Source organism: Cohnella sp. (assembly GCF_041640265.1).
In the GTDB taxonomy this organism is placed as follows: domain Bacteria; phylum Bacillota; class Bacilli; order Paenibacillales; family Paenibacillaceae; genus Cohnella.
Window position 1 is genome coordinate 67,043 of the sequence record NZ_JBEQAP010000020.1, and the last position, 23,835, is coordinate 90,877.

The window sequence follows — 23,835 nt, forward strand, 5'->3', positions numbered from 1 at the left end:
GATCATAATTCTATGTTAGATTACTGCAGCGCCTTCTGCAAGTTTACCAAATTACGTTCCATTAATGTGATGTAAGTTTCTCCTGCTTTCTCCTGTTCGGGAGTTAAGCCTTCCAGCGGGTTCAACACAAGAGTATCTACATTTGCTTCGCTTGCTAGTGTTTCGGCTAGCCGATCGGACACGAGCTCCTCGAAGAAAATATAAGAAATATTGCTCTTCTTCACATAATCCGCAATCTTAAGCAAATCTTGCGATCTTGGTTCAGCATCCGGAGACAAGCCCATAATCGCAATCTGGTTCAGTTTATAATCACGGCATAAGTAGCCAAACGCTTGATGGGATACAACAATATCACGACGCTCATAATCAGCTAATCCCGCTGCAAACTTCTCGTCTAATTGCTTCAGCCTATTTTCAAGATCCACGTACCGAGATTCGAAATCCGCTTGATGCCCCGGATCTGCAGCAACGAAAGCATCTCGGATATTAGCGGCCATAATAAGAGCCGAACGAGGACTAACCCAAGTATGAGGGTCAACATCTAGTTCCGAGTGGCCATGGCCCTCTTCTTCTTCATGTACTTCGCCTGCATGTTCTTCTTCCTCATGTACTTCTTCTTCATGTACTTCTTCTTCATGTACTTCTTCTTCATGTACTTCCTCAGGGTTCCCCTTGATTAACTCTATTCCTTTGCTTGTCTCCACAGTCACAACTTTGCTGTCGGTGCCCAGCCCATTTAAGAAATCATCGACCCAGCCTTCAAGTCCCGCGCCGTTATAGAGAAATAATTGGGCATTGGAGACGGCATCCAAATCCCGGCTCTTCGGCGTCCAGTCATGCGGCTCTACCCCGGCAGCTACTAGGTTTACTACATGTGCCTGATCTCCGCCGATTTCCTTTGCGAAATAGTACAGAGGATAAAAGCTTGTTACGACGTTTACCTTACCCTCCACCTGCTTGGATTGACTGCCATTACTGCACCCGGTAATCGCAGCTAGCAACCATAACCCTATAATTGAACAAATTAGCCATTTTTTATTAGACATGAACGTTGCTCCTTAATCGTAATCATTTTTATTTACAAATCCGATTATATCCCCGCTATCTCAGACTGTCAACTATAGACTACATTTTTTACATGTGAAAAAAAGCCGATACTTCCCTAGAGAAGTACAGGCTTAGTGAAGACTGATTACTTGACCAATGCACCATTAGGCATGCTGTCTGGGACAGCAGCGAGTGTTAATTGGTCTCCCTGAGAGGCTGCTAAGACCATTCCTTGAGACATCTCGCCACGAAGCTTAACCGGCTTCAGATTCGTTACGCAGATGACTTTACGTCCAACCAATTCCTCAGGCTTGTAGAATTTAGCGATGCCGGATACGACCTGCCGAGTCTCGAAGCCAAGATCCAGCTGCAGCTTCAGCAGCTTGTCGGCTTTGGGGATGGGCTCGCATGCGATGACTTGCGCAACGCGGAGCTCCACCTTCGCGAATTCATCGATCGAAATCTCGGGCGCAAGCTCGGGCTTCTCATCTAAAGACGAAGGATCACTATCTTTCGCCTGTCCATCTGCGGATGCGGAGGCATCCGTCGATTCGGCAGGTTTACCGCCAGTCATAGATTCACTAATCCATGCGACCTCATCGGCGATCTCTAAGCGTGGGAAGATAGGCTCATCTTTGCTAATTTTTGTCCCTGCAATCAAATTGCTATATTCTCTTAAGCTCTCCCATTCGGTGGATTCCCCTTCTGTTACCCCAAGCTGGTTCCACATCTTTCGCGGTGTATGCGTGACGAACGGCTGGATCAGAATGGACACGAAACGCAGACTTTCTGCAAGATGCCCCATAACCGAAGCTAATGCTTCACGATCCGTTTCATCCTTGGCGAGTGTCCAAGGCTTGGTCTCGTCAATATATTTGTTCGTCCGCCCGACAAGAGCCCAGATGGAGTTAAGAGCTACTGAGAATTCCATATTCTCAAGAGCAGCTTCCACTTTCTCAACCGTAGATAGGGTCATTTGCTCTAGATCCTTGTCAAACTCAGTTGAGCCAAGCTGGAATTCAGGGATGACTCCGTCAAAATATTTGTCCACCATTGCAATGGTTCGGTTAAGCAGGTTACCAAGGTCATTTGCCAGATCATAGTTAATACGCTCTACGAAACCTTCCGGTGTGAATGCTCCGTCTGCGCCAAAGGGGACCTCACGAAGCAAATAATACCGAACGGCATCGAGACCATAACGATCAATCAGCGTTACTGGATCGATAACGTTCCCTTTGGACTTCGACATTTTGCCATCCTTCATCAGGAGCCAGCCGTGCGCGAATACTTTCTGCGGTAATGGAAGTTCCAGGGCCATCATCATGATCGGCCAATAGATCGTATGGAAACGAACGATTTCCTTACTCATGAGATGGACATTCGCAGGCCAATATTGACGGAACAGCCCCTCGTCCTCTGAACCATATCCTAGAGCTGTAATGTAGTTCGATAGAGCGTCGATCCATACATAAATAACGTGCTTAGGATCGCCTGGTACGGGGATACCCCAATTGAACGTTGTCCGGGATACTGCCAAATCCTCTAGTCCAGGCTTGATGAAATTGTTGATCATCTCGCTTTTACGCGATTCCGGTTGAATGAAATCGGGATTCTCTTCGTAGTAGGCCAGCAGTCTATCCGCATATTTGCTCATCCGGAAAAAATACGATTCTTCTTTGACAAGCTCGACGGGATGTCCGCTATCCGGGCTTTTGCCCCCGATTACTTCTCCCTGCTCATTGCGAATAATATCCGTTAATTGCTTCTCTGTATAGAAAGTCTCGTCCGAGATGCTGTACCAGCCTTCGTATTCACCCTTGTAAATATCCCCTTGCTCGAGCAATCTCGAGAAAATTTTCTGGACGACGGTCGTGTGACGGTTATCCGTTGTGCGAATGAAATCATCGTTCGTAATCTCAAGCTTCATCCAAAGCTCTTTAATTCCAACAACGATATCGTCAACGAATTGCTGCGGCGTTTTGCCGGCTTCCTGTGCTTTGCGCTCAATCTTCTGCCCATGCTCGTCCGTACCTGTCAAATACCGTACGCTGTACCCACGGAGCCTCTTGTAACGGGCCATTGCGTCCCCTGCAACAGTCGTATAAGCATGACCAATGTGCAGCTTGTCACTTGGATAATAGATAGGTGTCGTAATGTAAAAGGTTTTGTTCGTTTCCGTCATTCATCCCATCTCCTTAGGCTGTAAAAATACAAAAAACTCCCGTCCGTATGGGACGAGAGTTGTTACTCACGCGGTACCACCCAATTTCCCCTCGCATAAATGCTGCGCAAGGGCTCATTAAGACTTATCCGTTAACGCCGGATCCGCGTCCTCTTCTTACAAGCATTGTCAGCGCTAAGCCAACATCTTTTGCTCGAAGACGATTCCTCCAGGACCATTTTCCAAAGCTGCCCTATACCGGTTCTCAGCTTCCCCGGCTCTCTGAGAATAGGAGCGTTTCTCTGTACTTATCCCTTCAATGGAAAAGCTCATTATGTGCTATTTGCCCAAATATTACCGACTTCCATGAACGATGTCAAGCGGGCGCGATCCCGCCCCTCACTCGCGTGCCTTCAAAGGGGGAACCGGATCATACCCGCCGCGATGAAAAGGATGGCATTTGCCAATTCTGCGGACAGCTAAGTATGAGCCCTTCACAGCTCCATGAACCTCGATCGCTTCCAGCGCATAGGCAGAGCACGTCGGAAGGAAGCGGCATGAAGGCGGCGTAAGCGGCGAAATAAACTTCCGATAGAATAGGATAGGACCCTGCAGAGTTCGGCGCATGATACGCATTAGCCTTCTTGAACTGTTGCTGCAGCTGCTGCTGCATCAGTCTGTGCACTCGCTGACCCGTCCTTGCAATCCCCGCAATAACCGAATACTTCGAACTTATGCTTAATGACCTGAAAGTCCCCTGGAACATCCGTTCCTGACATTGGGCAGAATCGGATTGGCAAAGTTTTCTCGCATTGCAGACAAATCATATGGTGATGGTGATGTTGCTCTTCACAGCTAAGCTTAAACTTCACGCTGTCCTCGAATAGAATTTGCTCTACAACATCCATATCTAATAGCAATCGCAAATTGCGATATACCGTGTCAAAGCTAAGTCCCGGATAAACCCGCTGCATATGCTCGTAGACTTCCTTTGGGGTTAAGTAGCCAGAAGCTCCCTCGAACAGCTTCACCATCGTCCGCCGTTGCTCCGTAACCCTCAGCCCCTTACGGGACATTTGCTGCATAATATCTTCCGTTGTCGTCAAAAGATACCCTCCCGTGTTGGTCATTTTCTCTTTACTATGCAGGAAATGCGAGTTTCAGTCAAACCTCAATTGTCATATATGAAAAAAACCGACAGCTCCTGAGGAACAATCGGCTACAAGATTCACGTTTCACTTATGAAAACCATGTGTTAACCACGATAATTAGCGAAACGAACGATAGAGCGGACAAGAACATGTATATAACGCCCTGTCTCTTCTTCAACTCGAAGAATCGCAACACTCCAAGGCTTAAGAATGAACCAATCAACATAATGAATATAACGCCGATGATGAAAAGCTCCGCTGATACGTTCGATACATCAACTAATTCCAAAAAAATGCCCCCTTAAATCCTTACGCATGTCTAATTTAGCCAGCTCATTACTCCCTCTAGCATTATACCGATTTACGTGCGGATAAACAATTCGTGTTCCGATTTTTCCGGGGGCTTTCGTCTGAAACGAATAGATATTTGATCTTTCTTCATCACAGCTTTACCTGTACGGGGATAAACTAAGCACGGAAACCGAATGGCTCGCTTTTTATGATCGGGAAGACCTGTTACCCTAAGGCAATCTGATGTTGCAAATAATTGCAACGAACGCAAATCCGTACCGGGAGCAATTCGGATGGTCACGTTCACATGCTTGGCATCCTTCCAGGCCTCCATTTGAAGCATGCTTTGGGAATGGACTCGAGCCTCTGTCCGCGGCTTTCTCATCATTTCTTTCACATATTGGCTTAACCAATCGGAATCGCCCTCTTGATCCCATTTTTTCAATTGATCCCACGGCATATCCTTGCCTAACCACTTCTGAATGTCCTTCCAATCCGGAAGGGGTCCGCTGTCAAAAAAAGAGCTCACTATCCTGCCTCCTCATCTTATAGAAAAACAAGCTGTATGCGCCCATACTTCCCTCCTTCAACATATGCCTCGCAAACCTGCCTGTGCGTAAAACCAGATCATTCCCAAGACGGAAGAACCTCTGGGCTTTCGCCTTCATACACTGCTCTATGACCCTACAACAAAGGAGTCGTTGTGCCCATGCCCTGCATTGTTGGCAACGTAAAAATCCTGAGCATCGGCTCTAGCGGCGTAGTTCAATTTGGTGATGCCTTGCAAATTTCCCCGACAAGCACCTCCAAAACATATGCAGGATCCGGTTCCTTCTTAACCGGCGACTTATCGCGAAGCAATAACGCCGTTAGCGCTACAAACACATATGATAAGGACCTTCAGGACGCTTCGCCGAACGAGATCACAGGTACGGAGGTTATCGGATGATTTGGAACATACACCAGACCATAACCATCGGTCAGTTTCGGGTAGACAGTATTGCCAATTCATCCGTTCTACAAATCGGCAGCGCTGGCAGTATCCAAGCATTATCCCAGCTTTATAATACAGGCGGCTTTACCGAACCTGCCCCACAGCTTGACGAAGCAAGCCCGCTCACACTTGTCCCGTTGCCGAGTCCCACATGAATGGAGGAAAATCAATGCAGCAACCCTACTCATGGAACGGAATAACTCATATGCCGCCGTCCGTTCAGGATTGGTCCGGGTGGGCACAGCGGCTTCATCAAACCGAGCAACAGCTGCAGCGGATGAACGAGCAGTTGGCTGGGCTTCAGAAGAAGTTAGATGAAATACAAAACAAACCTCCCTTTCATATCGAATACCATTTTGACCAACTAAAAGTTAACCGACTTGAAGGCACATTAAATGTCGGATTGTCCCCGCAGGGGATTCAAGGTATCGAATCCTTCGAAGCACCCGATCCCGCCAGCTGGAAGGTTACTTCAGATCAGCCAGAAGTGATGGAAACCCCCATCCACGACTTGCAAAACGAAATGAACGCCTATATGAACGACAACTCCGCTAATATGCTGATGGCTATGGAACGGCAGTATGGGGTTTCACTGGAGGAGGACCATCGCCAAAGGGTACTGGACGACGTCAGGAAGCAGTTAAACGATAGAGTTCATTATTACGCGCGAACAGCTCCATACCCGTCAAAAGGAACGGATGAGGAGCTGCAGAAGTGGAGCGATACGATTAAAGAAAAGACTAAGCGCGATATCCAAGGCGCTTTATCCGCCTATTTAAGCAAGTTGAAGCAACAACCACCGCAAAGGAGCACGGAAGCACCATGCCACCACCCTTAATCTTGAATGTAACCAACGGACCGGTAAACGTCGGCTCTATAAGACTTATCGGAATAGCCGCCTCTTCTTCCCTGCTGCTCGGCGACACCGAATCCATAACGCTTTACTCCTATTTCGATACACCCCCGGAGTCCGTCATCGTCGGCCCATTGGCCCCTTTGCCGACTCCACCCGAGGAAGACGTCCCATGAGCATACAATGCAGATGCACTTATTTGGGTTGTCTAGATCTAGGCGCCGTCAGTCTGTCTTCAGTCGTTCAACTCGGGGACAACGCAAATACGAAGCTTACCTCACGCGCTTTGGCCGTGCAGAGGGCAGTACCTGATTTCTACGGTGATGAGTTTCGATTTGCCTCCTATTCGATTTTTTTCAAGCCTAAGCTGACCTTACAGCCATCTGTGAATGTCGCTTTTCAAAGCAGATCTCCGTTGCAGAACATCCAAGTAGGAGCTGTGGAATCCCTCGGTGTCTCCGCCTCTTCCTACCTTCGGGTAGGTTGCGGCGGGCCGCTGTCTGCCGTATCCAGGGTTAAAAATATTCGACATTTCAATAACCGGGACATTAGCTGAAAAGTAGGGAATAGTTGCCCTCTCGGTACAAACGCACAGGCTTCCGTATGCCCCCTGCCATATGCTGAGACTGTGATACGCCATCACAAACAAGAATATAGGAGGTTTTCACAATGGGTTATCCAGTTGCAGGTGCAGCGGGTTGCGCTCCAGTTGGTGGAGGTTACATGGGTACTGCTGCTTTCGCTCTTGTTCTCTTCATTCTGTTGGTTATTATCCTTCGGGCTGGCTACTAAGCTTAGGTACACCTCTAAAAAACCTTGCCGGACTCCGGCAAGGTTTTTCACTGCCCTTGCCCGAATGATCCCGGTGTAATCTGACCCAGCTTCAATGCAAGGTGAAGCTGCAGCCGGTCTTCCGGATCATCCAGAGATAGTCCGAGAATCGTCTGAACCTTCTCCAGCCGATAGACTATCGTATTATAATGGGCATACAGCTTTTCAGAAGTCAGCTTAATATTGCCGTTGCAGAAAAAGAACATCTCCAAGGTTTCCATAAGCCGTCCTCCGCCTTTACGATCAGCTTGCTGAATTGGGAATAAGAATCTTCTAAGGAATTGCTCTCTTTCATCACCTGTAGGGATTAGATATAGCAAAGAATATACGCCTAGCCTGTCATAGGCAACGACTTCACCCTGCAATCCGCATACATGTGCTGCATGTCGAGCTCTCTTCGCTTGAGACCAACTATGATGAAGTCCTTCAGAGCGATCATTCGTTCGGCCAACATAAAGCTTTATCTCCGGATCTCCCAGCAAGCTCTGGAGCTCCTTTAATAGTGAACTCAGCAAATGGGTGAATGTCTCTCCCCCTTCCGACTCTGCCAGCGAATTAGCCCGGATGGGAAGTACTAAAGCTAAGTCGTCACCAATAGGCGTAGCAAGCATTCCCTCCACAGAGTGAAGCCTTTCGGAGCGAAGGCGACTGGCAATCTCCCTCAGTTTATCCCTCTGCTTAGGTATAGACCATTCTACGAGCATGGCGCAAATCAATGATTGTTCCGGAATCGCGTATCCGCATACATCGGCTCTAAGCTTCCAATCTGCTTCCGAGATGATTTTACCGGTAAGCCAATCCTGTAGAAAATGATCCAAATACTTCCCTTCCACCTCACCGATTGCATCAATATTAGCGAGCTCTAAGCCTACAAGCGTGGACAATCGATTCACGCAGAGTTCATCAGCAGGCTTAATTTCCCCGTTAAGCTCTAGCAGCACTAGATTAGACTTCTTAAGCCCTTGTATAGGAATAAGTTTGACGTAGATACGAAATTCGTTCGGAAGCAGCATGAAACCGTTCTGAGATACTTGTCCGACTTGCTGGAAAGAAAGCGATTGGAGCAATGCTCTTAGTTCCGCTTGTTCCATACCTCTTAAGCTTCTCGAAAGCCACGGTCTGCCACTTTCCCTAACTATCGCGACGTGATTACCCAGCATATCCTCCATTGCATCCAAGAAAGCATAAAGACCTCTGCCTTCAAGGAGTAATCGAGACATACTCTGTATGCGTTTCTGCAATTCCTCCAGCTGAGAGGTTTCCTCTGACTGAATTCCAGATAATGTTTGTTTACTCGGTACCAAGGCCATAAGGCTACCCTCCCCAATCCTATGTTATATTTTATAACATGTAAATTCAAAAGTCTTTAGATTCATTGCATTTATTTGTGTTATATGTGTAAAAACTATTATTATGAGGGTACGCGTAAGTTTACTTCACACAATTCGCACAAAAAAAAGAAGCCGCTCGAGTATTCTCGTAAGCAGCTTCTTTATTGATTACCGAGTTGCTTGCCCGCATGTTGGACAAAAATGACTATCCGCGAACAGCGGCGTACCGCAGCTCTTGCAAATTTGGCGTTGATCGACGATACTCGGAGGTTCTTCCGTTTGTATAACCGATTCTTCATCACTAAGTGAATCATCAGGGACGTGAGGCTCCACTTGAATAGGAGACTCCTCAATTATGACAGGTTCAGGTTCAGGTTCCGGAAACGGATGTCCGCAAGAAGGACAGAACCGGGTATCGCTAGGTACCCGTTTGCCGCACACACATTCCTTCTCATGGCGAATCGCTTTAATACGGCCATCGATTGTAGCGATCTCATCATAAATTGCCGAAATCTCCTCACAGCCTGGAATGACTTTAGCCTCTGCCAAAGACAAGTCCTTTTCCTTGAAAGCTTCATATACGGATTCGCCAATTTTGGCTAATAATTTGTCTATCTCTTTACGCTTGCTTGATATTTGAGCATTTAACCTTGTAATTTCAACCGTTTGTTGGGCTTTCTCAGTTGCCGTAGTTACCCCTTTACTAACGGTATCCGTAAACCTTTTGAAGAAACTCATATCCCTCTACTCCTCTCTATATCTGTTATTATCTCATACGACACTTTATTAAACATGGTTCCATATTCCTCATTTCGGGATGTTGGTTATTGGATCTCCGTTGTCAACTCGTTAACATGATTCCCATCAAAGATGGGCAATAGTAACGCGTTGATAAGAGTCGACCATAACCAACATCCCTTCATTTATATATTAGACAGAAACCTAAAGAAAACCCCTTACTGCGTCTTCTGACGCTAGTAAGGGGTTCGTATTTAATAATAATTTATGCGTTAAGTTTAATGATCCATAAGTCCCGTCCAGGTAATACATGGTCTCCCTGTAATTCCTGCCCAGTCAATAAATCGATGCCGCTCTTTTCTCTTAAAGATATTGCAGAGGCAGCTGCATTGTGGTTCATGACGAACAAGAATTGCTGTCCATCCTTTACGCGCAATGAAGTTTCCACTCCATCCGGAGCGGATGCCAACAAAGGCTCAATACCACTTTCCGCACACAGCTTCGGCAACCAATCCTGCAAGAAAGCCGCTTCCGGACTTGTTGCCACGTACCAAGCTTCCCCCGCACCAAAACGATTAACGGTCAAAGCAGGCATCCCCTTGTAGAAATCTTCGCCATACTCGGCCAGAACTTCGGCACCTTCTGAATGGATCAAATCGCAAAGCATCCCGCAGAGGTATGACTTTTGTACACCGTCTATCCCTGCTTTCATTAGCATGCTATTCGATTGCGATGGGAGCAGCGCATCAATTTCCTCTGCCCAAATCCCGAGCAGCTTTCTAAGCTCTCCAGGATAACCGCCGAGCACAACCTTGTCATTCTCATCAACTATTCCGCTGAAATAGGTCGTGATGAATTTCCCGCCATCCTTTACATAGCTCTCCAGACGTTTTGCGATACCCTGCTTAACCATATACATGACCGGAGCCATCACGAGGTCATACCCGCTGAAATCCGCATCCACTCCGATCACATCAACTGCGATGTTAGCCTGGTACAGAGAATCATAGTACTTATGCAGCTCATTTACATACTTCAACGCAACTGTAGGTCCGCTGGATAATTCAACCGCCCACCAGTTCTCCCAATCGAACAATATCGCGACTTTAGCTTGTACACGAGCGTCTAGCAAGCTGTCACCCAGCTTGAACAATTCTGCGCCAAGCTCGGCACACTCGCGGAATACACGTGTATGCTCATGACCAACATGCTCGATGACCGCACCATGGTATTTCTCGCAGGCCCCGACTGAACGACGAAGCTGGAAGAACATGACCGTGTCAGCTCCGCGCGCTACCGCTTGGTAGCTCCACAGCCGCATAACTCCAGGTCTCTTTAAGGAGTTGTATGGCTGCCAGTTCTGCTGGCTCGGCGTCTGCTCCATCAGCATAAACGGCTGGCCTTCCTTGAGCCCCCGCATCAGATCATGCATCATAGCGGTATAGCTATAAGGCGTGTCTAAGGACGGATAATTATCCCAGGAGACGACATCCAAATGCTTCGCCCATTTGTGGTAATCTAATTCCTTAAACGCACCCATTAAGTTCGTCGTGATAGGTACGTCAGGTGTATGCTGCTTTATCGCCGCGTATTCGAGCTTATAACATTCAAGCAGGCTGTCAGATTGGAATCGGCAATAATCCAGGGAAATCCCTTGAAAGTTAGATGCCGTACGTCCGTTATGACCTCGCCACTCCTCGTTCAAGGAGCTAGGAGGAACGATCTCATTCCATTCATAAAACGTGTGCCCCCAGAACCCCGTATTCCATACTCGATTAACGACCTCAATCGAGCCATAACGCTCTTGCAGCCAAACACGGAATGCAGCCGCGCAATTGTCGCAATAGCAATAGCCGCCGTATTCATTGGAGATATGCCAGATGAGTAACGCGGGATGATTCTTGTATCTCTCTGCTAAACGGTCTGCCATTAGTACGGAATATTTGCGGTAGGTTGGGCTATTTGGACAAGAATTATGGCGACCTCCAAACTTCCGCTTACGTCCATCGAAGTCCACTCTAAGGACGTCGGGATATTGGGCTGCCATCCACGCTGGATGTGCTGCCGTGCTTGTTGCCAAGCAGACACCAACGCCATCGCCGTGAAGCTTGTCCATCATTTCATCCAGCCATCCGAACTCATAGGTATTCTCATTCGGTTGATTGTACGCCCATGCGAATACATTTAACGTTGCAACATCAATTCCAGCAAGCTTAAACATTCTTAAATCTTCATCCCATATCGGTTTTTCCCATTGGTCGGGATTATAGTCTCCGCCATACCAGATCTTAGGCTTAGATGGATTAATCATTCGAGCACCTCATTGACTGAATATGATAAAATGTCACTCTACATTTCATTATATGTCTTATCAATCAGCTGTCCTATATAATATAATGGACATTGGATATAATAATATGGAGGTTTTCAAATGCATCGTCGAGCCGTCTTTCCAACACCGTCAGAATCCCTCCCCTTGCAGATGGAGACGATTGGGATTAATCCTGAGCAGGAAGTTATTCACCGCCCAGTGGGTTACCCCTATTTCCACTGGCTGCAGACGCTGGAGGGCGAAGGCGAGCTGCATGTTCAGAGTCTTATTATCAAACTGCCTGAGCGGTCTGGCATTCTGCTTCAGCCGCATATTCAACACCTCTACCAAGCCAAGAGCCCGCTTTGGAGAACGGCATACATTACATTTACCGGTACATTGGCATCTACGCTAACGAAAGATTTGTACGGACCGTCGTCCGAAAAAATTCATTGGGATCGAAGCGACAGTGAAATCACGCAACAGCTTGAACGAATTCTGAAGCTTGCAGAATCCGGAACGGATGCCTCCGGCTGGAAAAGCTCTGCCGAATTGTATCGTTTCCTAACTTTACTTAAAACAAACGGCAGAAGAAACCATCTTCCTTCCATGTCGCGACGGTTGGAAAGAATCCAACACCTGCTCGATTGGCTCGAAAAAGAATATGCCAATCCCGATTTGGGATTGGCACAGATGGCTGAGCAGTTGAATATTGGAGAGAGACAGCTTAACGAGAGATTCCGGGAGTTATTCGGACAAACCGCCTATGCTTATTTGATCCAATTAAGGCTTCGCAAAGCCAAAGTATGGTTGCCGTCACGGCCGGATTTAACAGTACGGCAAATCGGTGAAGCCGTTGGTTTTCGCGATGCCAGCCACTTTACCGCAACCTTCCGGCAGAAGGAAGGATTAACACCGGAGAAGTATCGCCGACTGCACGGAGCTTCTGCCCTTTAATTCTCGGCGGAAGAACCATTCTTAGCCATCGAAAATCCATTTCCGCTTAGTAGATATAGGGAAAAGTAAACAATGAGAATGAGCAGCCCGAACAAGAAAGTGAAAATGGCAGCATGAGCATTTATGCCCTCTAGAACTCCTTCGATCAACCGAAACGGGCTGAATACGACATCCCAGCTATTGAGTCGGATTACACGCCCCAAATAGACTCCGAATCCCCCAAGGAAAGAAACAATAACAATAAATACCCACCCTGCCCAGGCGTTTAAGTAGTGCCAAACAAGGGAATGAAAATCCTTCATGGACAAATAACCGAGGAGCAGCCCGCACCATGAGAATAAGAAGAACATCACCAAGTCATACCATAAGAGAAGCCTATCCAAATGGTTCATGCCATATTTAGGATTCAATATCAAATGTATGAAATCAGTCGTTAAATAGGGAGCATTGGGATAGAGGAGCAGCCATATGACTCCACACAAGGTTAGAATGATCGCCTTACCCGTCCCTTTACCTATACGAGCAATCATGATCGCGAACATCGATACCAATAAGGGCAGCCATGCTAGAAAAAGATTCCAAAGAAGGAACCTATACTGGATATAATCGACCTGAGATGCCCTCACCACGATAAGCAGCGTGCATAAAACGGATGTTCCCGTCAACATATAGAATAGCGGTTCAATAATTGGCTTTGTGATTTTCGGTTTGCCAGCCTTGATCATATCAGCACCTCCTGCCATTCTTTACTTCCTTACGGTAGAAGGAGATGAGGAAACCAGTTGTTCGTGCTTACGAACGTATTTGCATACTGTCTGAACATAAGTCGCGTGTGACCAAGTAAGCGGTGCAACCGAAATTGGCGACCCCGTATCTGGATGGAGCTGCTCCGGCAGATTGCCCCCCTCAAGCGCAAAGCTCTCCACCTTATCTAGTGTTCGACGAGGCTCATCTAAATCCTCAAGTGACTTTGCAGTTTCGATCTGGAAATTGGCAACCCATAATGTACAAATGATCCAAGGGTTTCCCGGCACACGCTCAATGTCACCCGACTGCTGAAAGTAATAATCGTTCGTATACCTTGCGATGCCCCCAACCTCCGTATGGACGCGTAATTTCTCAGAGATAGCGTTCATCGTCCTTGTCACTTTAGAATCGTCCGCGGGGAACACGCCGAATTCGAATAGTCCAAACATACTGCTCTCGACCGTCATATCCTTTACCCATCGACCATCCTGTAAGGTAAGCCCGCGAGCATACCTCCCCGATTGTTCGTCCCACAAGTGAGTGATAATACCTTGCTTGATTTGCTCAGCCACGATGCGATACTGATCACTACGGTCATAGTCTCCGAATAGGTCGGCGAAATAAGCAGCAGCCATAAGTCCGCCGTACACGGATGCAACCGTATAAGTCCAAATTCCGTAGCGCTCCTCCCACAAATCATAGCTCGGACGAGGCAGACCTAGCTCCGGCTCCATATACTCACAAAGAAAAGCCGAGGCCTTCCTAACTAGCGTACTATATAAGGCCTGCGGCAGCTCGATCTCGCCATGGCGCGCATAATCCTTCCATAGGGCATATAACACCAGTGCCGTTTCGTCTTCTTGGATCGGCAATCGCGTTACACCCTGCACAACATAAGGGTGCCAGCTTGAGCCCACCGTACCATCCGGATTGTATTTATGGTGCAGATAACCTTCCGGAGAAAGGTTCCTTCCGCAGAAGTGAAAGAAGGGGGCAATCGTCCCGTGATACCCTGCAAGCGACATCGCATCCGCAATAAGCGCACCGTCACGCGGCCACATATAGCTGTAATGATCCCTATTGTATTGGACTATATCCGTATCATTTGCCGCAAGAATAGCCCCTCGTTCATCGATCTGCGTACGAACAATAAGCAAGCTATGCTTGAATTGGCGAATAACATTCGCAGGCAAATCAGCGAAATGTTCTCCTACACGCGTAAGCCAGTGATTCCAATAGATCACAATACGACTAAGCAGCTTCTCTGGATGGCTCTCCTGTACATATTGATCGAGACGCTTAACTTCTTCGATGTCAACCCCGACAGACATCCAATAATAGATCGTCCTCTCGTTACCGGGGGGTACCTGCGTACGAAAGCTAATGGTACTGTCTACCGATCCTTGTGCGATCGCATTTCCCATCAACTCTCCGTCTTCAGCATCCCGCCAAGTTCCTTCCGCTGAATGGAATCGTTTGACCCCCGTTGAGAATTGATAAATTCCGCCTTGATCGGTTTTTCCATTAAACATGAAGTAGGAGGAGCGCTTATAGTGGAACAATGTGCGGTTTCCAGGATAAAAGGCAGCGGTATCCCCGACCTCATTCCCATCGATCATTAAGTCATGGTGAAAAAATACCCGGACATCCTTCTCCTTATCGCCCAAATTACGGACGACAACCCGTTTCAAGTAGATATATTCCCTCTGATGAATACCGTCATTGAGCTGTAGCTCCAGACCCAGTCTAGCATGTCTTGCGATGACATTTGTAACCAAGGAATCCTCTACGTAACCAAGCTCAATTGACCATTCCGGGTCGTCCAACCAAGCGAATTCGCCATCACACCATACGCCGAACCGGCACAAATGGCCGCCAACATGGTTTAACTGCCCTACAAACGGGAAATAAACATCTCGGATGAAACAATTATTGTCCAAATTAACCAGCATTTTCCCATTCCCTATGACTAAATGTCGAGCCATTCCAATCCCTCTCCTTCTTAGGTGACGAGTTCTCTATATAATTTATAGTATAATTGTGCCGAGGAGTCCCAGCCATAATCTTTCTTGGAGCCGTTAGCCACGATTCGGGCCCATATCTCCTTCTGGTCAAAGAAGGATAAAGCACGACGAACCGTATAGATTAAATCTTTAGCAGTAGCAGGACCAAATGTAAAGCCGTTGCCAGAACCCTTATATTCGTTATATGATTCCACCGTATCCCTGAGCCCACCTGTTTCTCGAACAATGGGAACACTGCGATAACGAAGGGCAATCAATTGACTTAGTCCGCAAGGCTCAAATCTCGAGGGCATCAGGTACATATCGGATGCCGCATAGAAACGTCGCGCTAGTCCCTCGTTAAACCCGAACCATACCGCCATCTTATCCCGGTTGTTCATGAAAGTATGCTGCAGCATCGATTCAATGTTATGTTCGCCTGAACCGAGAATAACCAACTGAATATTTTCCTTCATCAAAGCAGGTAACGCCTCGCTGATGAGGTCAAAGCCCTTCTGACCCGAGAGCCTGGAAACCATTCCGATCATCGGAATGGTCTCATCAACGGGCAAGCCTAGCTCACTCTGCAAGGCAGTCTTATTCTGCCGCTTCTTATCTAACGAATCAAGAAAAGGAAACTTCAAGAAAGGATCGTTCATCGGATCATAAACCTCGGTATCGATCCCGTTCACAATGCCCCACAAATCATGCGCGCGCTGCCTTATGACACCATCCAGCTTCTCGCCGTATTCTTCCGTCTGTATTTCGTAAGAGTAAGTCAGACTTACAGTGGACAGCTTGTCCGCAAAGCGGAGTCCTGCTTTCATACAGCTTCCCGCACCGTAGAAATCAAGTGAATCCTGGGTGAAGGAATCATCTCCAGTCGCAAGTAAATCCTGCAGCAACGCACGGGAAAACACACCTTGATACTGCAGGTTATGAATGGTGAATACCGTTCGAATATCCCGATATCCCGGACGATTAGCATAACGTGTGCGCAGCAGAAACGGAATCAAACCAGTCTGCCAATCGTGGCAATGAATGAGGTCTGGAAGCAGATCGAACTTTTCAAGCATTTCAAGCACGGCGAAGCTGAAGAAGGCGAAACGCTCCGCTTCATCGCCGTAACCATATAGAGACCCTCGATAGAAATAAAATTCATTATCTATGAGCAGAAACCGAATACCATCCACCATCACTTCTTGAATGCCGCAATATTGTCTGCGCCAGCCCAGCTGTACTTCCATGACCGCAACAGTGATCGCGCGATCCGTTATCGCCTTAGGGATTTCCCCATACTTAGGTAGAACGACGGTAACGTCGACGCCCTTCTTAGCAAGCGCTTTGGGAAGGGCGCCGACAACATCGGCTAAGCCTCCTGTTTTGACTAGCGGCATCGCTTCCGACGCCGCAAACAACACCCGCATGTAGACACCCTTTCGATTATATGACTTTTCGCTTCAAGGCGATAAATGGCATTTCAGTCGAGCCTCTCAGCTGCTGCGTCGCGCGAATTTCCACTTCTTTGTCCAATATGCAATTTTCCAAAGTACCATTCGAGCCGATTACCCCATTCTGCATCACAATGCTATTGCGAACAACGGCTCCTTTAGCGATTTTTACGCCCCGGAACAAAATACTATTATAAACTACCCCTTCTATGTCACATCCGTTCGCAATTAAGGAGTGAGTAACATCAGCACCATTGCGGTAATGGGTAGGCGGCTCATCCTTGACTTTCGTATAGATCGTCCCCGGAGTAAAGAACAGCTCTTTCCATATATCAGGCTGCAATAAATTCATACTGTGCTGGTAGTAAGCAGAGATATTATTAACGACTCCTAAAACTCCGCCATGCATGTGCGCATGAACATGCAATTGATTCAATCGGGACAATATCGAATGGCGAACGAAATGATCTTTACCTTGCGCCAATGAGGTTTCTACCAGATCGAGCAATAAATCCTTACTTAGCACATACATTTCCATTGACACAATGTCACTATCGAGTCTCCCGAAGTGATCCTGCATCTCCACTATGCGGCCAGCATCGTTAACTTTAGCTTTGCGCGCCAAGCCGGGCACTCCTTCCGGCTCTCTCTTACAGACGACCGTGATGTCCGCTCCCGTCTCCCGATGTTCATCCAGCACCTTGGCAAAATCAACATTACAAACCATGTGACTACGGGAGATGACCACGTAATCCAGTGGACTGCGAGCGAAATAATCGCGATTGCGGTAGAAGTGATAGAGATCTCCTTTGCCGAAATCCGTCTGGTCCTCCATGGAAGGGGGAAGTACGAACAACCCGCTTTGCTTGCGATGTAAATCCCAATTGCTGCCAGAGCCTAAATGGTCCATGAGCGAGCGAAATTTGGTATGCGCGAATACGGCTACTTTCGGAATTCCGGAATTAACCATAGAAGAAAGCACAAAATCAATCAACCGGTAACGTCCCCCGAACGGCACTGTAGCCAAGCAACGGTTAGCTGTTAAAGATCCCATTTCATCTGTTTCATGAATTAGGTTAATAACTCCCATCATCGGCAATTTCATACCGGCTCCGCCTCCTTTAGTTCCTCTTCAAGGCGAATGGTTTCGCCGCTTCCGACAACTGCAATATCCTCGGCCTCCACGCTGCCTACATGACAGCCATCGCCAACAACCGCCCCTTCTCCCACGATCGCTCGGATTATTCTAGCATTGCTTCCAATGATGGCCCCAGGCATGAGAATGGAATCCTCTACGAAGCTCCCTTCACCCACGCGCGCACCGTGGAAGAGAACCGAGCGGTTTACTTGCCCCTCAACCACACAGCCTTCATTGATCAAAGAGCCTTGTACTTTTGCGGTAGGAGCTATATATTGAGCGGGTTGATTCGGGCTTACTGAGAAGATCCGCCAGCTTCGATCATTCAGCTGCAGAGGCGGCCTATCCTCCAACAGATCCATGTTGGCTTCCCACAAGCTATCGATTGTCCCGACATCCTTCCAATAATCGTTGAATTGGTAGGAGAACAGACGAGCGTCTTCCTTAAGAAGCTTAGGAATGATGTCCTTGCCGAAATCATTAGTTGAGTGGCGTTCTTCTTCATCCCGGACGAGAGCATCCTTTAAGACGGACCACGAAAAGATATAAACGCCCATCGATGCTAGGTTGCTGTTCGGTTTTTTAGGTTTCTCCGCGAATTCAACGACTCTGCCGTCCTCGTCTACACTTAGAATACCGAAACGACTCGCTTCAGCCCAAGGGACGCTTATGACCGCAATGGTTGCATCCGCGCGATTTTTCTTGTGGTCTTCCAGGAGCAGATCATAGTTCATTTTGTAAATATGATCTCCAGATATAATGAGGACGTACTCAGGGTCGTATCTTTCGATGAAACCCAGATTTTGATAGATCGCATTCGCCGTGCCTTTGTACCAAGATCCGCCTTTCTGACGAACATAAGGAGGGAGCACATGCATGCCGCCCTCCCGACGGTCCAATCCCCACGGTGTTCCTATTCCTAGATGCTGGGTCAATTCAAGCGGTTGATATTGCGTCAGTACACCTACGGTTTCAATTCCGGAATGAACACAGTTACTAAGCGTGAAGTCTATAATCCGGTATTTTCCTCCGAAATGAACGGCAGGCTTCGCCAAGTCTTTCGTAAGAACGCCCAATCGACGACCTTCTCCACCAGCTAATAGCATGGCAATACATTCATTTTTCCTCATGAACTTCACTCCTCCCCAAGATAAGCAAGCATTCCATGCAATGTCATCTGACTTCTGACTTCCAAAGCTGTATGGATAAGGCGGGAGCGGGAACCTCAATGCTGTAGGGTTTACCATGAAACGGAATATTCTGAGCCGACACACGGGATGGAATAATCATGCCTGTTCCACCAAATCGGGTATCATCGCTGTTAAGCAGGAGTTCATAATCACCATAATCCGAAACACCAATTCGGTATAAGGAATAGGTTTCTCTCGAGAAATTACAAAGCGAGATGATCGTATTGTTCGAATGGCCTCTACGTTGGAAGGAGAGCATGCATTGAGCGGCATTATTCACGTCGATCCACTCGAAGCCGTCGTGCTGATGATCCTTCTCCCAGAGAGCACCGTTCTCCAGATACATGTGGTTCAATTCTCTAACGTACTGGTGCATGCTTTCGTGGGATGGATAACCAAGCATATTCCATTCTAATCCGGCGAAATCCTTCCATTCGTCGAATTGTCCGAATTCAGAGCCCATGAACAGCAGCTTCTTGCCAGGATGAGCCATCCAATAGCCGTAAAAGAGGCGGAGATTAGCGAATTTCTCGAGATAAGAGCCCGGCATTTTGTTCAACAATGAGCGCTTACCGTGAACAACCTCGTCATGCGATAAGGGTAAAATATAGTTTTCGGAAAAAGCATAGAGTAGAGAGAACGTTATGAGTGAATGGTGAGAAGAGCGGTGTGCAGGGTCGGTCTCCATATAACGGAGAATGTCGTTCATCCAACCCATATTCCATTTGTAGTTAAAGCCTAGTCCCCCCAAATAGGTGGGCAATGTGACTGCAGGGTAGGAGGATGAATCTTCTGCCATCATGAGGGTCTCTGGATAGTGAAGGAACACGGTTTCATTGAGTTTACGCAGAAAATCCAACGCTTCGATATGATCAGTTCCACCATAACGGTTCGTTATCCGCATGTTCTCGGGTTTGTCGAAGTTCAAATCAATCATGCTGGCAACGGCATCTACCCGCAAACCATCAATATGATAGACGTCAAGCCAGAACAAAGCATTGGATAGAAGAAAGCTTTGCACCTCTGGTTTACCAAAATCAAAAGCAAGGGTTCCCCATAATGGCTTCTCTGATATTCGGTAATCGGAGTGCTCATATAGCGGCGCCCCATCGAACATCCTCAGGCCATGATCATCTTTGCAGAAATGACCGGGAACCCAATCGAGTAACACACCGATCCCCTTCTGGTGACAACGATCAATTAACTTTTTAAGACCTTCAGAAGGACCGTAGCGACTTGTTGCCGCATAATATCCGGTCGCCTGATAACCCCAAGAACGATCTAGAGGATGCTCAGTTAAGGGCAGAACTTCAATATGGGTATACCCCATGGAGCTTACATAATCGACTAACTCTTGCGCTAATTGCTCATAGGTGCGGAATTGCTCCGGGGCGTCCATCCGCCAAGATGCCAGATGAACCTCGTATACGAGCATAGGCTTCTCATATGGAGGATTGTCTTGCTTTGCTTTCTGCCATTCCTGATCCTGCCAGCTGTGCGATTCTATAGAGGTAACAACGGAAGCGGTATTCGGACGCAACTCGCTTTGAAAGCCGAAAGGGTCGGTTTTGAGCTGACGCTCACCGCTGGCATTCACAATTTCATACTTGTAGCGGGCTCCTTCATGGAGGTTAGGTCCGAAGCCGACCCACACGCCAGTCGTGCCGACTCGCTCCAATTGAAGAGAAGAGCTGGAGCTTTGCCAATCATTGAAATCACCAACGACAAACACCTCGTTGGCATTAGGTGCCCAAACTACAAATCTTACACCCCTGTAACCCTCAAATTCAATAGGATGAGCCCCGAAAGTACGATAGGCACGGAATAACTGCCCGGTATTGAATAGGTACAGGTCGTCGGATGAAACCAGAACCGGCGAAGCCTGCATACGATGTCACCTCCTGAATAATTGGGCTTTCTGACGAATGCTCATGCATGTTGGAGGATGCTGTCGAATGGTGTGTTATTCTGTTGTTAACATCTCTAACATTCACATAAAGCTTACATTTATTATACCGAATTTAATGAAAAGATTCACCCCATTTTCAAAAAAGCCGCAAGAAAGTTCGCGGCCTCAGCCCGCACCACGATTAACAATTCCTATGTAGAAGACTTGAACTCTATTCCGAAACATTTCGCATGATTTCGTTTATTTTTAGTACAGAAGTGTTAATTTATAGATACACCATTATTAGTTAAATTAATCTTTTGAAAGAGGGCTGGATATGCCGCAGGGAAAATGGTTTCGAATCGGTTACGGAATAATTGTATTTCTATTAATTGCCTATCTAGCTTCTCTCGTTGATTTTCTTTTTGATCCTATCGGTGCCGTGCTCGCAGCCCTATTCGTTCCCCTTTTGATATCAGGGATGTTCTATTACATGTTTCGTCCGCCGGTTCGGCTGCTGGCGAAGTACCTCCCGCTTTCTCTAGCTATAATTATGGTATACCTGGCGGTCATTGGGATTATCTTGCTATTCTCTTGGCTGATCTGGCCGCCCATCCGGGAGCAGTCGATTACACTCGTTAACAACTTCCCGGAAATTATCGAGTCCATCCAGAAGTGGATCACCTCTGTCCAGAAGCATCCATGGGTCAAGAACATTAGCCAAGACGAATCCTTCTCCACCGAAAATATCTCCTCGCAGCTATCGGCGGCACTTGGTGATTTATTGAATTCAATCGTAGGCAGCGTTAAGAGCTTCTTCAATATCGCCATGAACTTTTTCCTGCTCCTTGGGCTTGTACCGTTTATCATCTATTACATGCTGAAAGAAGGTCATAAGTTCCCGCTGCTAGTGTTGAGGATTCTACCAACGCGTATCCATGGCGAAGCATTGCCGGCTATGAAAGAAATCGACGCATCCATTGGTTCTTTCATTATGAGTAAGCTTGTTACCTCTCTAATCATCGGAGGCCTAACGTTCTGCGGATACTTAATCATCGATCTGCCCTATCCCTTGCTGTTGGGCCTTGTCGCCGCGATTACAAACGTCATTCCGTATCTTGGTCCTTTGCTCGCAGCTGTTCCAACCGTCATCGTCGCACTCACCGTTTCTCCGATTGCCGTTCTGCAGGTGTCCGCAATTATCATCATCTCAAATCAGATTGAGTCAAACCTTATCGGTCCCAAAATAATGGGCAAGCAGCTAAACGTACATCCGCTGACGATTATGCTGCTCGTAATTGGAGCAGGAGCTATACTCGGCCCGCTTGGGATGGTAATCGTTGTTCCTGCCTATGCGATCCTGAAGATCATAGTCGTACGCGTGTACAACTCGCACATCAATAATCGGATTGATAAGGAGCCGAATCTTATTCCTCCTCGAGGTTAAGCGATGAAAAAAAACAGACCCCAACTCCACCGTTTGAACTGGAATTGGGCTCTGATTTATTCTATTTGAAAGCTATTATTTCCAAGCCGCATGACTCCAGCGGAGCTCATTACGGAACTGTACAGGATTTGTGTTCTTGTCGATAACGACACATTCAATGCCAGTCATCTCTGCGAAGTCTAACATTTGCTCCGTCCTTACTGCGAAAGAATATACTGTTTGATGTGCTCCGCCTGTAAGAATCGAAGCCTCCGCCTTCCTTCACGATATCGTATTTCTCCGCGTATTCGTCTAGTAAACGGTTCAGATCTGCTTCCGAAACCGCGTTGACATGCGCAACCAAATCTCCTACGCCATATCCATTAACGGACCAGCCGAATTTGATTTGCGCTTCAACCTTGTCACTTTCAGTAACAGCAACTTGGCGCATGTTGTCGACGCTTCTATTGCTGTATTTTGCGACAATGGAGACGGCTAGCTGTACTTCGATGCACCTATTGCTGTATTTTGCGACAATGGAGATGGCAGCATAAAAAAACCGCCAAGTTGGCGGTTCAAATACACATAGGCTGCTAGAATGTCGGCAGCTGATCTAAATTATTGTCTTTCCGCCCGTCTGCATTCGATCGCAAGTGCTCATCCCCATCGCGCCCCTTGAAGACATTAACATTTTCAATTTGTTCATTCTTAGCCATTTGCTGCGCTTCCTTGTACCCTACGACTTGACCCGAAGAAAGCTGCAGCTCTACGATATCACCATCGCCGTTCTTACGGACAGCAACGACTTGCTGTTTGTTTCCTTGTTGATCCATTACAACCACCTCCAATGAGATAGTATTGCCAAATCGAGGGTTACAATACACGGACATTATCCGGATTGCTGAAAATGCTGCAGTTTGACTTTTGCTGACTGCACGGCGATTTCGGTTACTTGGGTGCGATGCAGTTTTACTTTTGCTAACTGCACGGCGATTTCGGTTACTTGGGTGCGATGCAGTTTGACTTTTGCTAACTGCACGGCGAATTCGGTTACTTGGGTGCGATGCAGTTTGACTTTTGCTAACTGCACGGCGATTTCGGTTACTTGGGTGCGATGCAGTTTGACTTTTGCTAACTGCACGGCGATTTCGGTTACTTGGGTGCGATGCAGTTTGACTTTTGCTAACTGCACGGCGATTTTGGAGTTAATCTAAAAAGTAGACACGTTGTAACAGCGACCTGATACAATAAAATAACTAAAAAGGTCGAGGTGTGTCATGGGAGATCATCGTCAGCATTTTGATGAAGAATTTAAGCGCCAAACTGT

The 23,835-nt window shown here is 47.2% G+C and carries 26 protein-coding genes, 1 pseudogene and 1 other annotated feature; of the genes and pseudogenes, 8 read left to right on the top strand and 19 right to left on the bottom strand.

Annotated elements, in window-relative coordinates; translation table 11 throughout:
- Nucleotides 1-20: 20 nt before the first annotated feature.
- The 6 genes from ACESLK_RS15765 to ACESLK_RS15790 all read right to left on the bottom strand — a co-directional run bounded on the left by ACESLK_RS15765 (nucleotide 21) and on the right by ACESLK_RS15790 (nucleotide 5,179).
- The gene (locus ACESLK_RS15765; protein ID WP_373230512.1) at nucleotides 21-1,046 is read right to left on the bottom strand and encodes a metal ABC transporter solute-binding protein, Zn/Mn family; all 1,026 of its coding nucleotides are present in this window, start codon (nucleotides 1,044-1,046) and stop codon (nucleotides 21-23) included.
- A 146-nt stretch (nucleotides 1,047-1,192) separates the two neighbouring features.
- Nucleotides 1,193-3,229 (bottom strand): methionine--tRNA ligase, encoded by a 2,037-nt coding sequence (metG, locus tag ACESLK_RS15770; RefSeq protein WP_373230513.1) that lies wholly within the window; start codon nucleotides 3,227-3,229, stop codon nucleotides 1,193-1,195.
- A gap of 45 nt (nucleotides 3,230-3,274) precedes the next feature.
- Nucleotides 3,275-3,537, bottom strand: a binding site (T-box leader).
- Nucleotides 3,538-3,607: 70 nt separating this feature from the next.
- Complete coding sequence (gene yidD / locus ACESLK_RS15775) at nucleotides 3,608-3,844, bottom strand: membrane protein insertion efficiency factor YidD (RefSeq protein ID WP_373230514.1); 237 nt, start codon at nucleotides 3,842-3,844, stop codon at nucleotides 3,608-3,610.
- A complete protein-coding gene (locus ACESLK_RS15780) occupies nucleotides 3,844-4,314 on the bottom strand; it encodes a Fur family transcriptional regulator (RefSeq protein ID WP_373230515.1) in 471 nt (156 codons plus the stop codon). Before ACESLK_RS15780 ends, yidD begins: the two co-directional genes overlap by 1 nt.
- A gap of 133 nt (nucleotides 4,315-4,447) precedes the next feature.
- A complete protein-coding gene (locus ACESLK_RS15785) occupies nucleotides 4,448-4,648 on the bottom strand; it encodes a hypothetical protein (RefSeq protein ID WP_373230517.1) in 201 nt (66 codons plus the stop codon).
- A 72-nt stretch (nucleotides 4,649-4,720) separates the two neighbouring features.
- Entirely contained in the window at nucleotides 4,721-5,179 is a 459-nt protein-coding gene (locus ACESLK_RS15790; RefSeq protein WP_373230518.1) for a hypothetical protein, read from the bottom strand.
- A gap of 180 nt (nucleotides 5,180-5,359) precedes the next feature.
- Here ACESLK_RS15790 and ACESLK_RS15795 point away from each other — a divergent pair, with 180 nt between their 5' ends.
- From ACESLK_RS15795 to ACESLK_RS15820, 6 genes are all read left to right on the top strand, one after another.
- Entirely contained in the window at nucleotides 5,360-5,599 is a 240-nt protein-coding gene (locus ACESLK_RS15795) for a spore germination protein (RefSeq protein WP_373230520.1), read from the top strand.
- The gene (locus ACESLK_RS15800) at nucleotides 5,596-5,799 is read left to right on the top strand and encodes a spore germination protein GerPB (protein WP_373230522.1); all 204 of its coding nucleotides are present in this window, start codon (nucleotides 5,596-5,598) and stop codon (nucleotides 5,797-5,799) included. The genes ACESLK_RS15795 and ACESLK_RS15800 overlap by 4 nt, the downstream gene beginning before the upstream one ends.
- A gap of 14 nt (nucleotides 5,800-5,813) precedes the next feature.
- Nucleotides 5,814-6,482, top strand: a complete 669-nt coding sequence (gerPC, locus tag ACESLK_RS15805) for a spore germination protein GerPC (protein WP_373230523.1) — start codon at nucleotides 5,814-5,816, stop codon at nucleotides 6,480-6,482.
- On the top strand, nucleotides 6,467-6,673 hold the full coding sequence (locus ACESLK_RS15810; protein ID WP_373230525.1) for a spore gernimation protein GerPD: 207 nt from the start codon (nucleotides 6,467-6,469) through the stop codon (nucleotides 6,671-6,673). The genes gerPC and ACESLK_RS15810 overlap by 16 nt, the downstream gene beginning before the upstream one ends.
- Entirely contained in the window at nucleotides 6,670-7,053 is a 384-nt protein-coding gene (locus tag ACESLK_RS15815; RefSeq protein ID WP_373230526.1) for a spore germination protein GerPE, read from the top strand. The genes ACESLK_RS15810 and ACESLK_RS15815 overlap by 4 nt, the downstream gene beginning before the upstream one ends.
- A gap of 113 nt (nucleotides 7,054-7,166) precedes the next feature.
- Complete coding sequence (locus ACESLK_RS15820; protein ID WP_373230527.1) at nucleotides 7,167-7,289, top strand: sporulation protein YjcZ; 123 nt, start codon at nucleotides 7,167-7,169, stop codon at nucleotides 7,287-7,289.
- 47 nt (nucleotides 7,290-7,336) lie between these two features.
- On the opposite strand, the gene ACESLK_RS15825 is transcribed toward ACESLK_RS15820, so the two are convergent.
- From ACESLK_RS15825 to ACESLK_RS15835, 3 genes are all read right to left on the bottom strand, one after another.
- Complete coding sequence (locus ACESLK_RS15825; RefSeq protein WP_373230528.1) at nucleotides 7,337-8,638, bottom strand: PucR family transcriptional regulator; 1,302 nt, start codon at nucleotides 8,636-8,638, stop codon at nucleotides 7,337-7,339.
- A gap of 189 nt (nucleotides 8,639-8,827) precedes the next feature.
- Nucleotides 8,828-9,397, bottom strand: a complete 570-nt coding sequence (locus ACESLK_RS15830) for a double zinc ribbon domain-containing protein (RefSeq protein ID WP_373230529.1) — start codon at nucleotides 9,395-9,397, stop codon at nucleotides 8,828-8,830.
- A gap of 265 nt (nucleotides 9,398-9,662) precedes the next feature.
- Nucleotides 9,663-11,708 carry a beta-galactosidase gene (locus ACESLK_RS15835; RefSeq protein ID WP_373230530.1) on the bottom strand — a complete coding sequence of 682 codons (2,046 nt, stop codon included), beginning with the start codon at nucleotides 11,706-11,708 and terminating at the stop codon, nucleotides 9,663-9,665.
- 120 nt (nucleotides 11,709-11,828) lie between these two features.
- Here ACESLK_RS15835 and ACESLK_RS15840 point away from each other — a divergent pair, with 120 nt between their 5' ends.
- Nucleotides 11,829-12,665 (top strand): helix-turn-helix domain-containing protein, encoded by an 837-nt coding sequence (locus ACESLK_RS15840; protein ID WP_373230531.1) that lies wholly within the window; start codon nucleotides 11,829-11,831, stop codon nucleotides 12,663-12,665.
- Here ACESLK_RS15840 and ACESLK_RS15845 read toward each other — a convergent pair.
- From ACESLK_RS15845 to glgB, 6 genes are read right to left on the bottom strand one after another with little or no spacing between them, the layout of a single operon-like run.
- Complete coding sequence (locus tag ACESLK_RS15845; RefSeq protein ID WP_373230533.1) at nucleotides 12,662-13,390, bottom strand: DUF1361 domain-containing protein; 729 nt, start codon at nucleotides 13,388-13,390, stop codon at nucleotides 12,662-12,664. The two genes, ACESLK_RS15840 and ACESLK_RS15845, sit on opposite strands and share 4 nt — an antisense overlap.
- A gap of 21 nt (nucleotides 13,391-13,411) precedes the next feature.
- Nucleotides 13,412-15,397: a glycoside hydrolase family 15 protein gene (locus ACESLK_RS15850; RefSeq protein WP_373230534.1), complete on the bottom strand. Its 1,986-nt coding sequence runs from the start codon at nucleotides 15,395-15,397 to the stop codon at nucleotides 13,412-13,414.
- Between the two features lie 17 nt (nucleotides 15,398-15,414).
- On the bottom strand, nucleotides 15,415-16,842 hold the full coding sequence (glgA, locus tag ACESLK_RS15855) for a glycogen synthase GlgA (protein ID WP_373230535.1): 1,428 nt from the start codon (nucleotides 16,840-16,842) through the stop codon (nucleotides 15,415-15,417).
- Nucleotides 16,843-16,858: 16 nt separating this feature from the next.
- Nucleotides 16,859-17,971, bottom strand: a complete 1,113-nt coding sequence (gene glgD / locus ACESLK_RS15860; RefSeq protein WP_373230536.1) for a glucose-1-phosphate adenylyltransferase subunit GlgD — start codon at nucleotides 17,969-17,971, stop codon at nucleotides 16,859-16,861.
- Nucleotides 17,968-19,134 (bottom strand): glucose-1-phosphate adenylyltransferase, encoded by a 1,167-nt coding sequence (locus tag ACESLK_RS15865; RefSeq protein WP_373230538.1) that lies wholly within the window; start codon nucleotides 19,132-19,134, stop codon nucleotides 17,968-17,970. The genes glgD and ACESLK_RS15865 overlap by 4 nt, the downstream gene beginning before the upstream one ends.
- Before the next feature lie 43 nt (nucleotides 19,135-19,177).
- Complete coding sequence (gene glgB, locus ACESLK_RS15870; protein WP_373230539.1) at nucleotides 19,178-21,082, bottom strand: 1,4-alpha-glucan branching protein GlgB; 1,905 nt, start codon at nucleotides 21,080-21,082, stop codon at nucleotides 19,178-19,180.
- 337 nt (nucleotides 21,083-21,419) lie between these two features.
- On the opposite strand from glgB, the gene ACESLK_RS15875 reads away from it, so the two are divergent.
- Nucleotides 21,420-22,529 (top strand): AI-2E family transporter, encoded by a 1,110-nt coding sequence (locus ACESLK_RS15875; RefSeq protein WP_373230540.1) that lies wholly within the window; start codon nucleotides 21,420-21,422, stop codon nucleotides 22,527-22,529.
- A 75-nt stretch (nucleotides 22,530-22,604) separates the two neighbouring features.
- Here ACESLK_RS15875 and ACESLK_RS15880 read toward each other — a convergent pair whose 3' ends face one another.
- The 4 genes and pseudogenes from ACESLK_RS15880 to ACESLK_RS15895 form a co-directional block, all read right to left on the bottom strand.
- Nucleotides 22,605-22,772 carry a hypothetical protein gene (locus tag ACESLK_RS15880; protein ID WP_373230552.1) on the bottom strand — a complete coding sequence of 56 codons (168 nt, stop codon included), beginning with the start codon at nucleotides 22,770-22,772 and terminating at the stop codon, nucleotides 22,605-22,607.
- A gap of 10 nt (nucleotides 22,773-22,782) precedes the next feature.
- A pseudogene (locus tag ACESLK_RS15885) lies at nucleotides 22,783-22,965 on the bottom strand (L-arabinose isomerase family protein); the annotation flags it as partial.
- A 136-nt stretch (nucleotides 22,966-23,101) separates the two neighbouring features.
- Nucleotides 23,102-23,341 (bottom strand): DUF3892 domain-containing protein, encoded by a 240-nt coding sequence (locus ACESLK_RS15890; protein WP_373230541.1) that lies wholly within the window; start codon nucleotides 23,339-23,341, stop codon nucleotides 23,102-23,104.
- A gap of 56 nt (nucleotides 23,342-23,397) precedes the next feature.
- Complete coding sequence (locus ACESLK_RS15895) at nucleotides 23,398-23,700, bottom strand: hypothetical protein (RefSeq protein WP_373230542.1); 303 nt, start codon at nucleotides 23,698-23,700, stop codon at nucleotides 23,398-23,400.
- Nucleotides 23,701-23,835 lie beyond the last annotated feature (135 nt).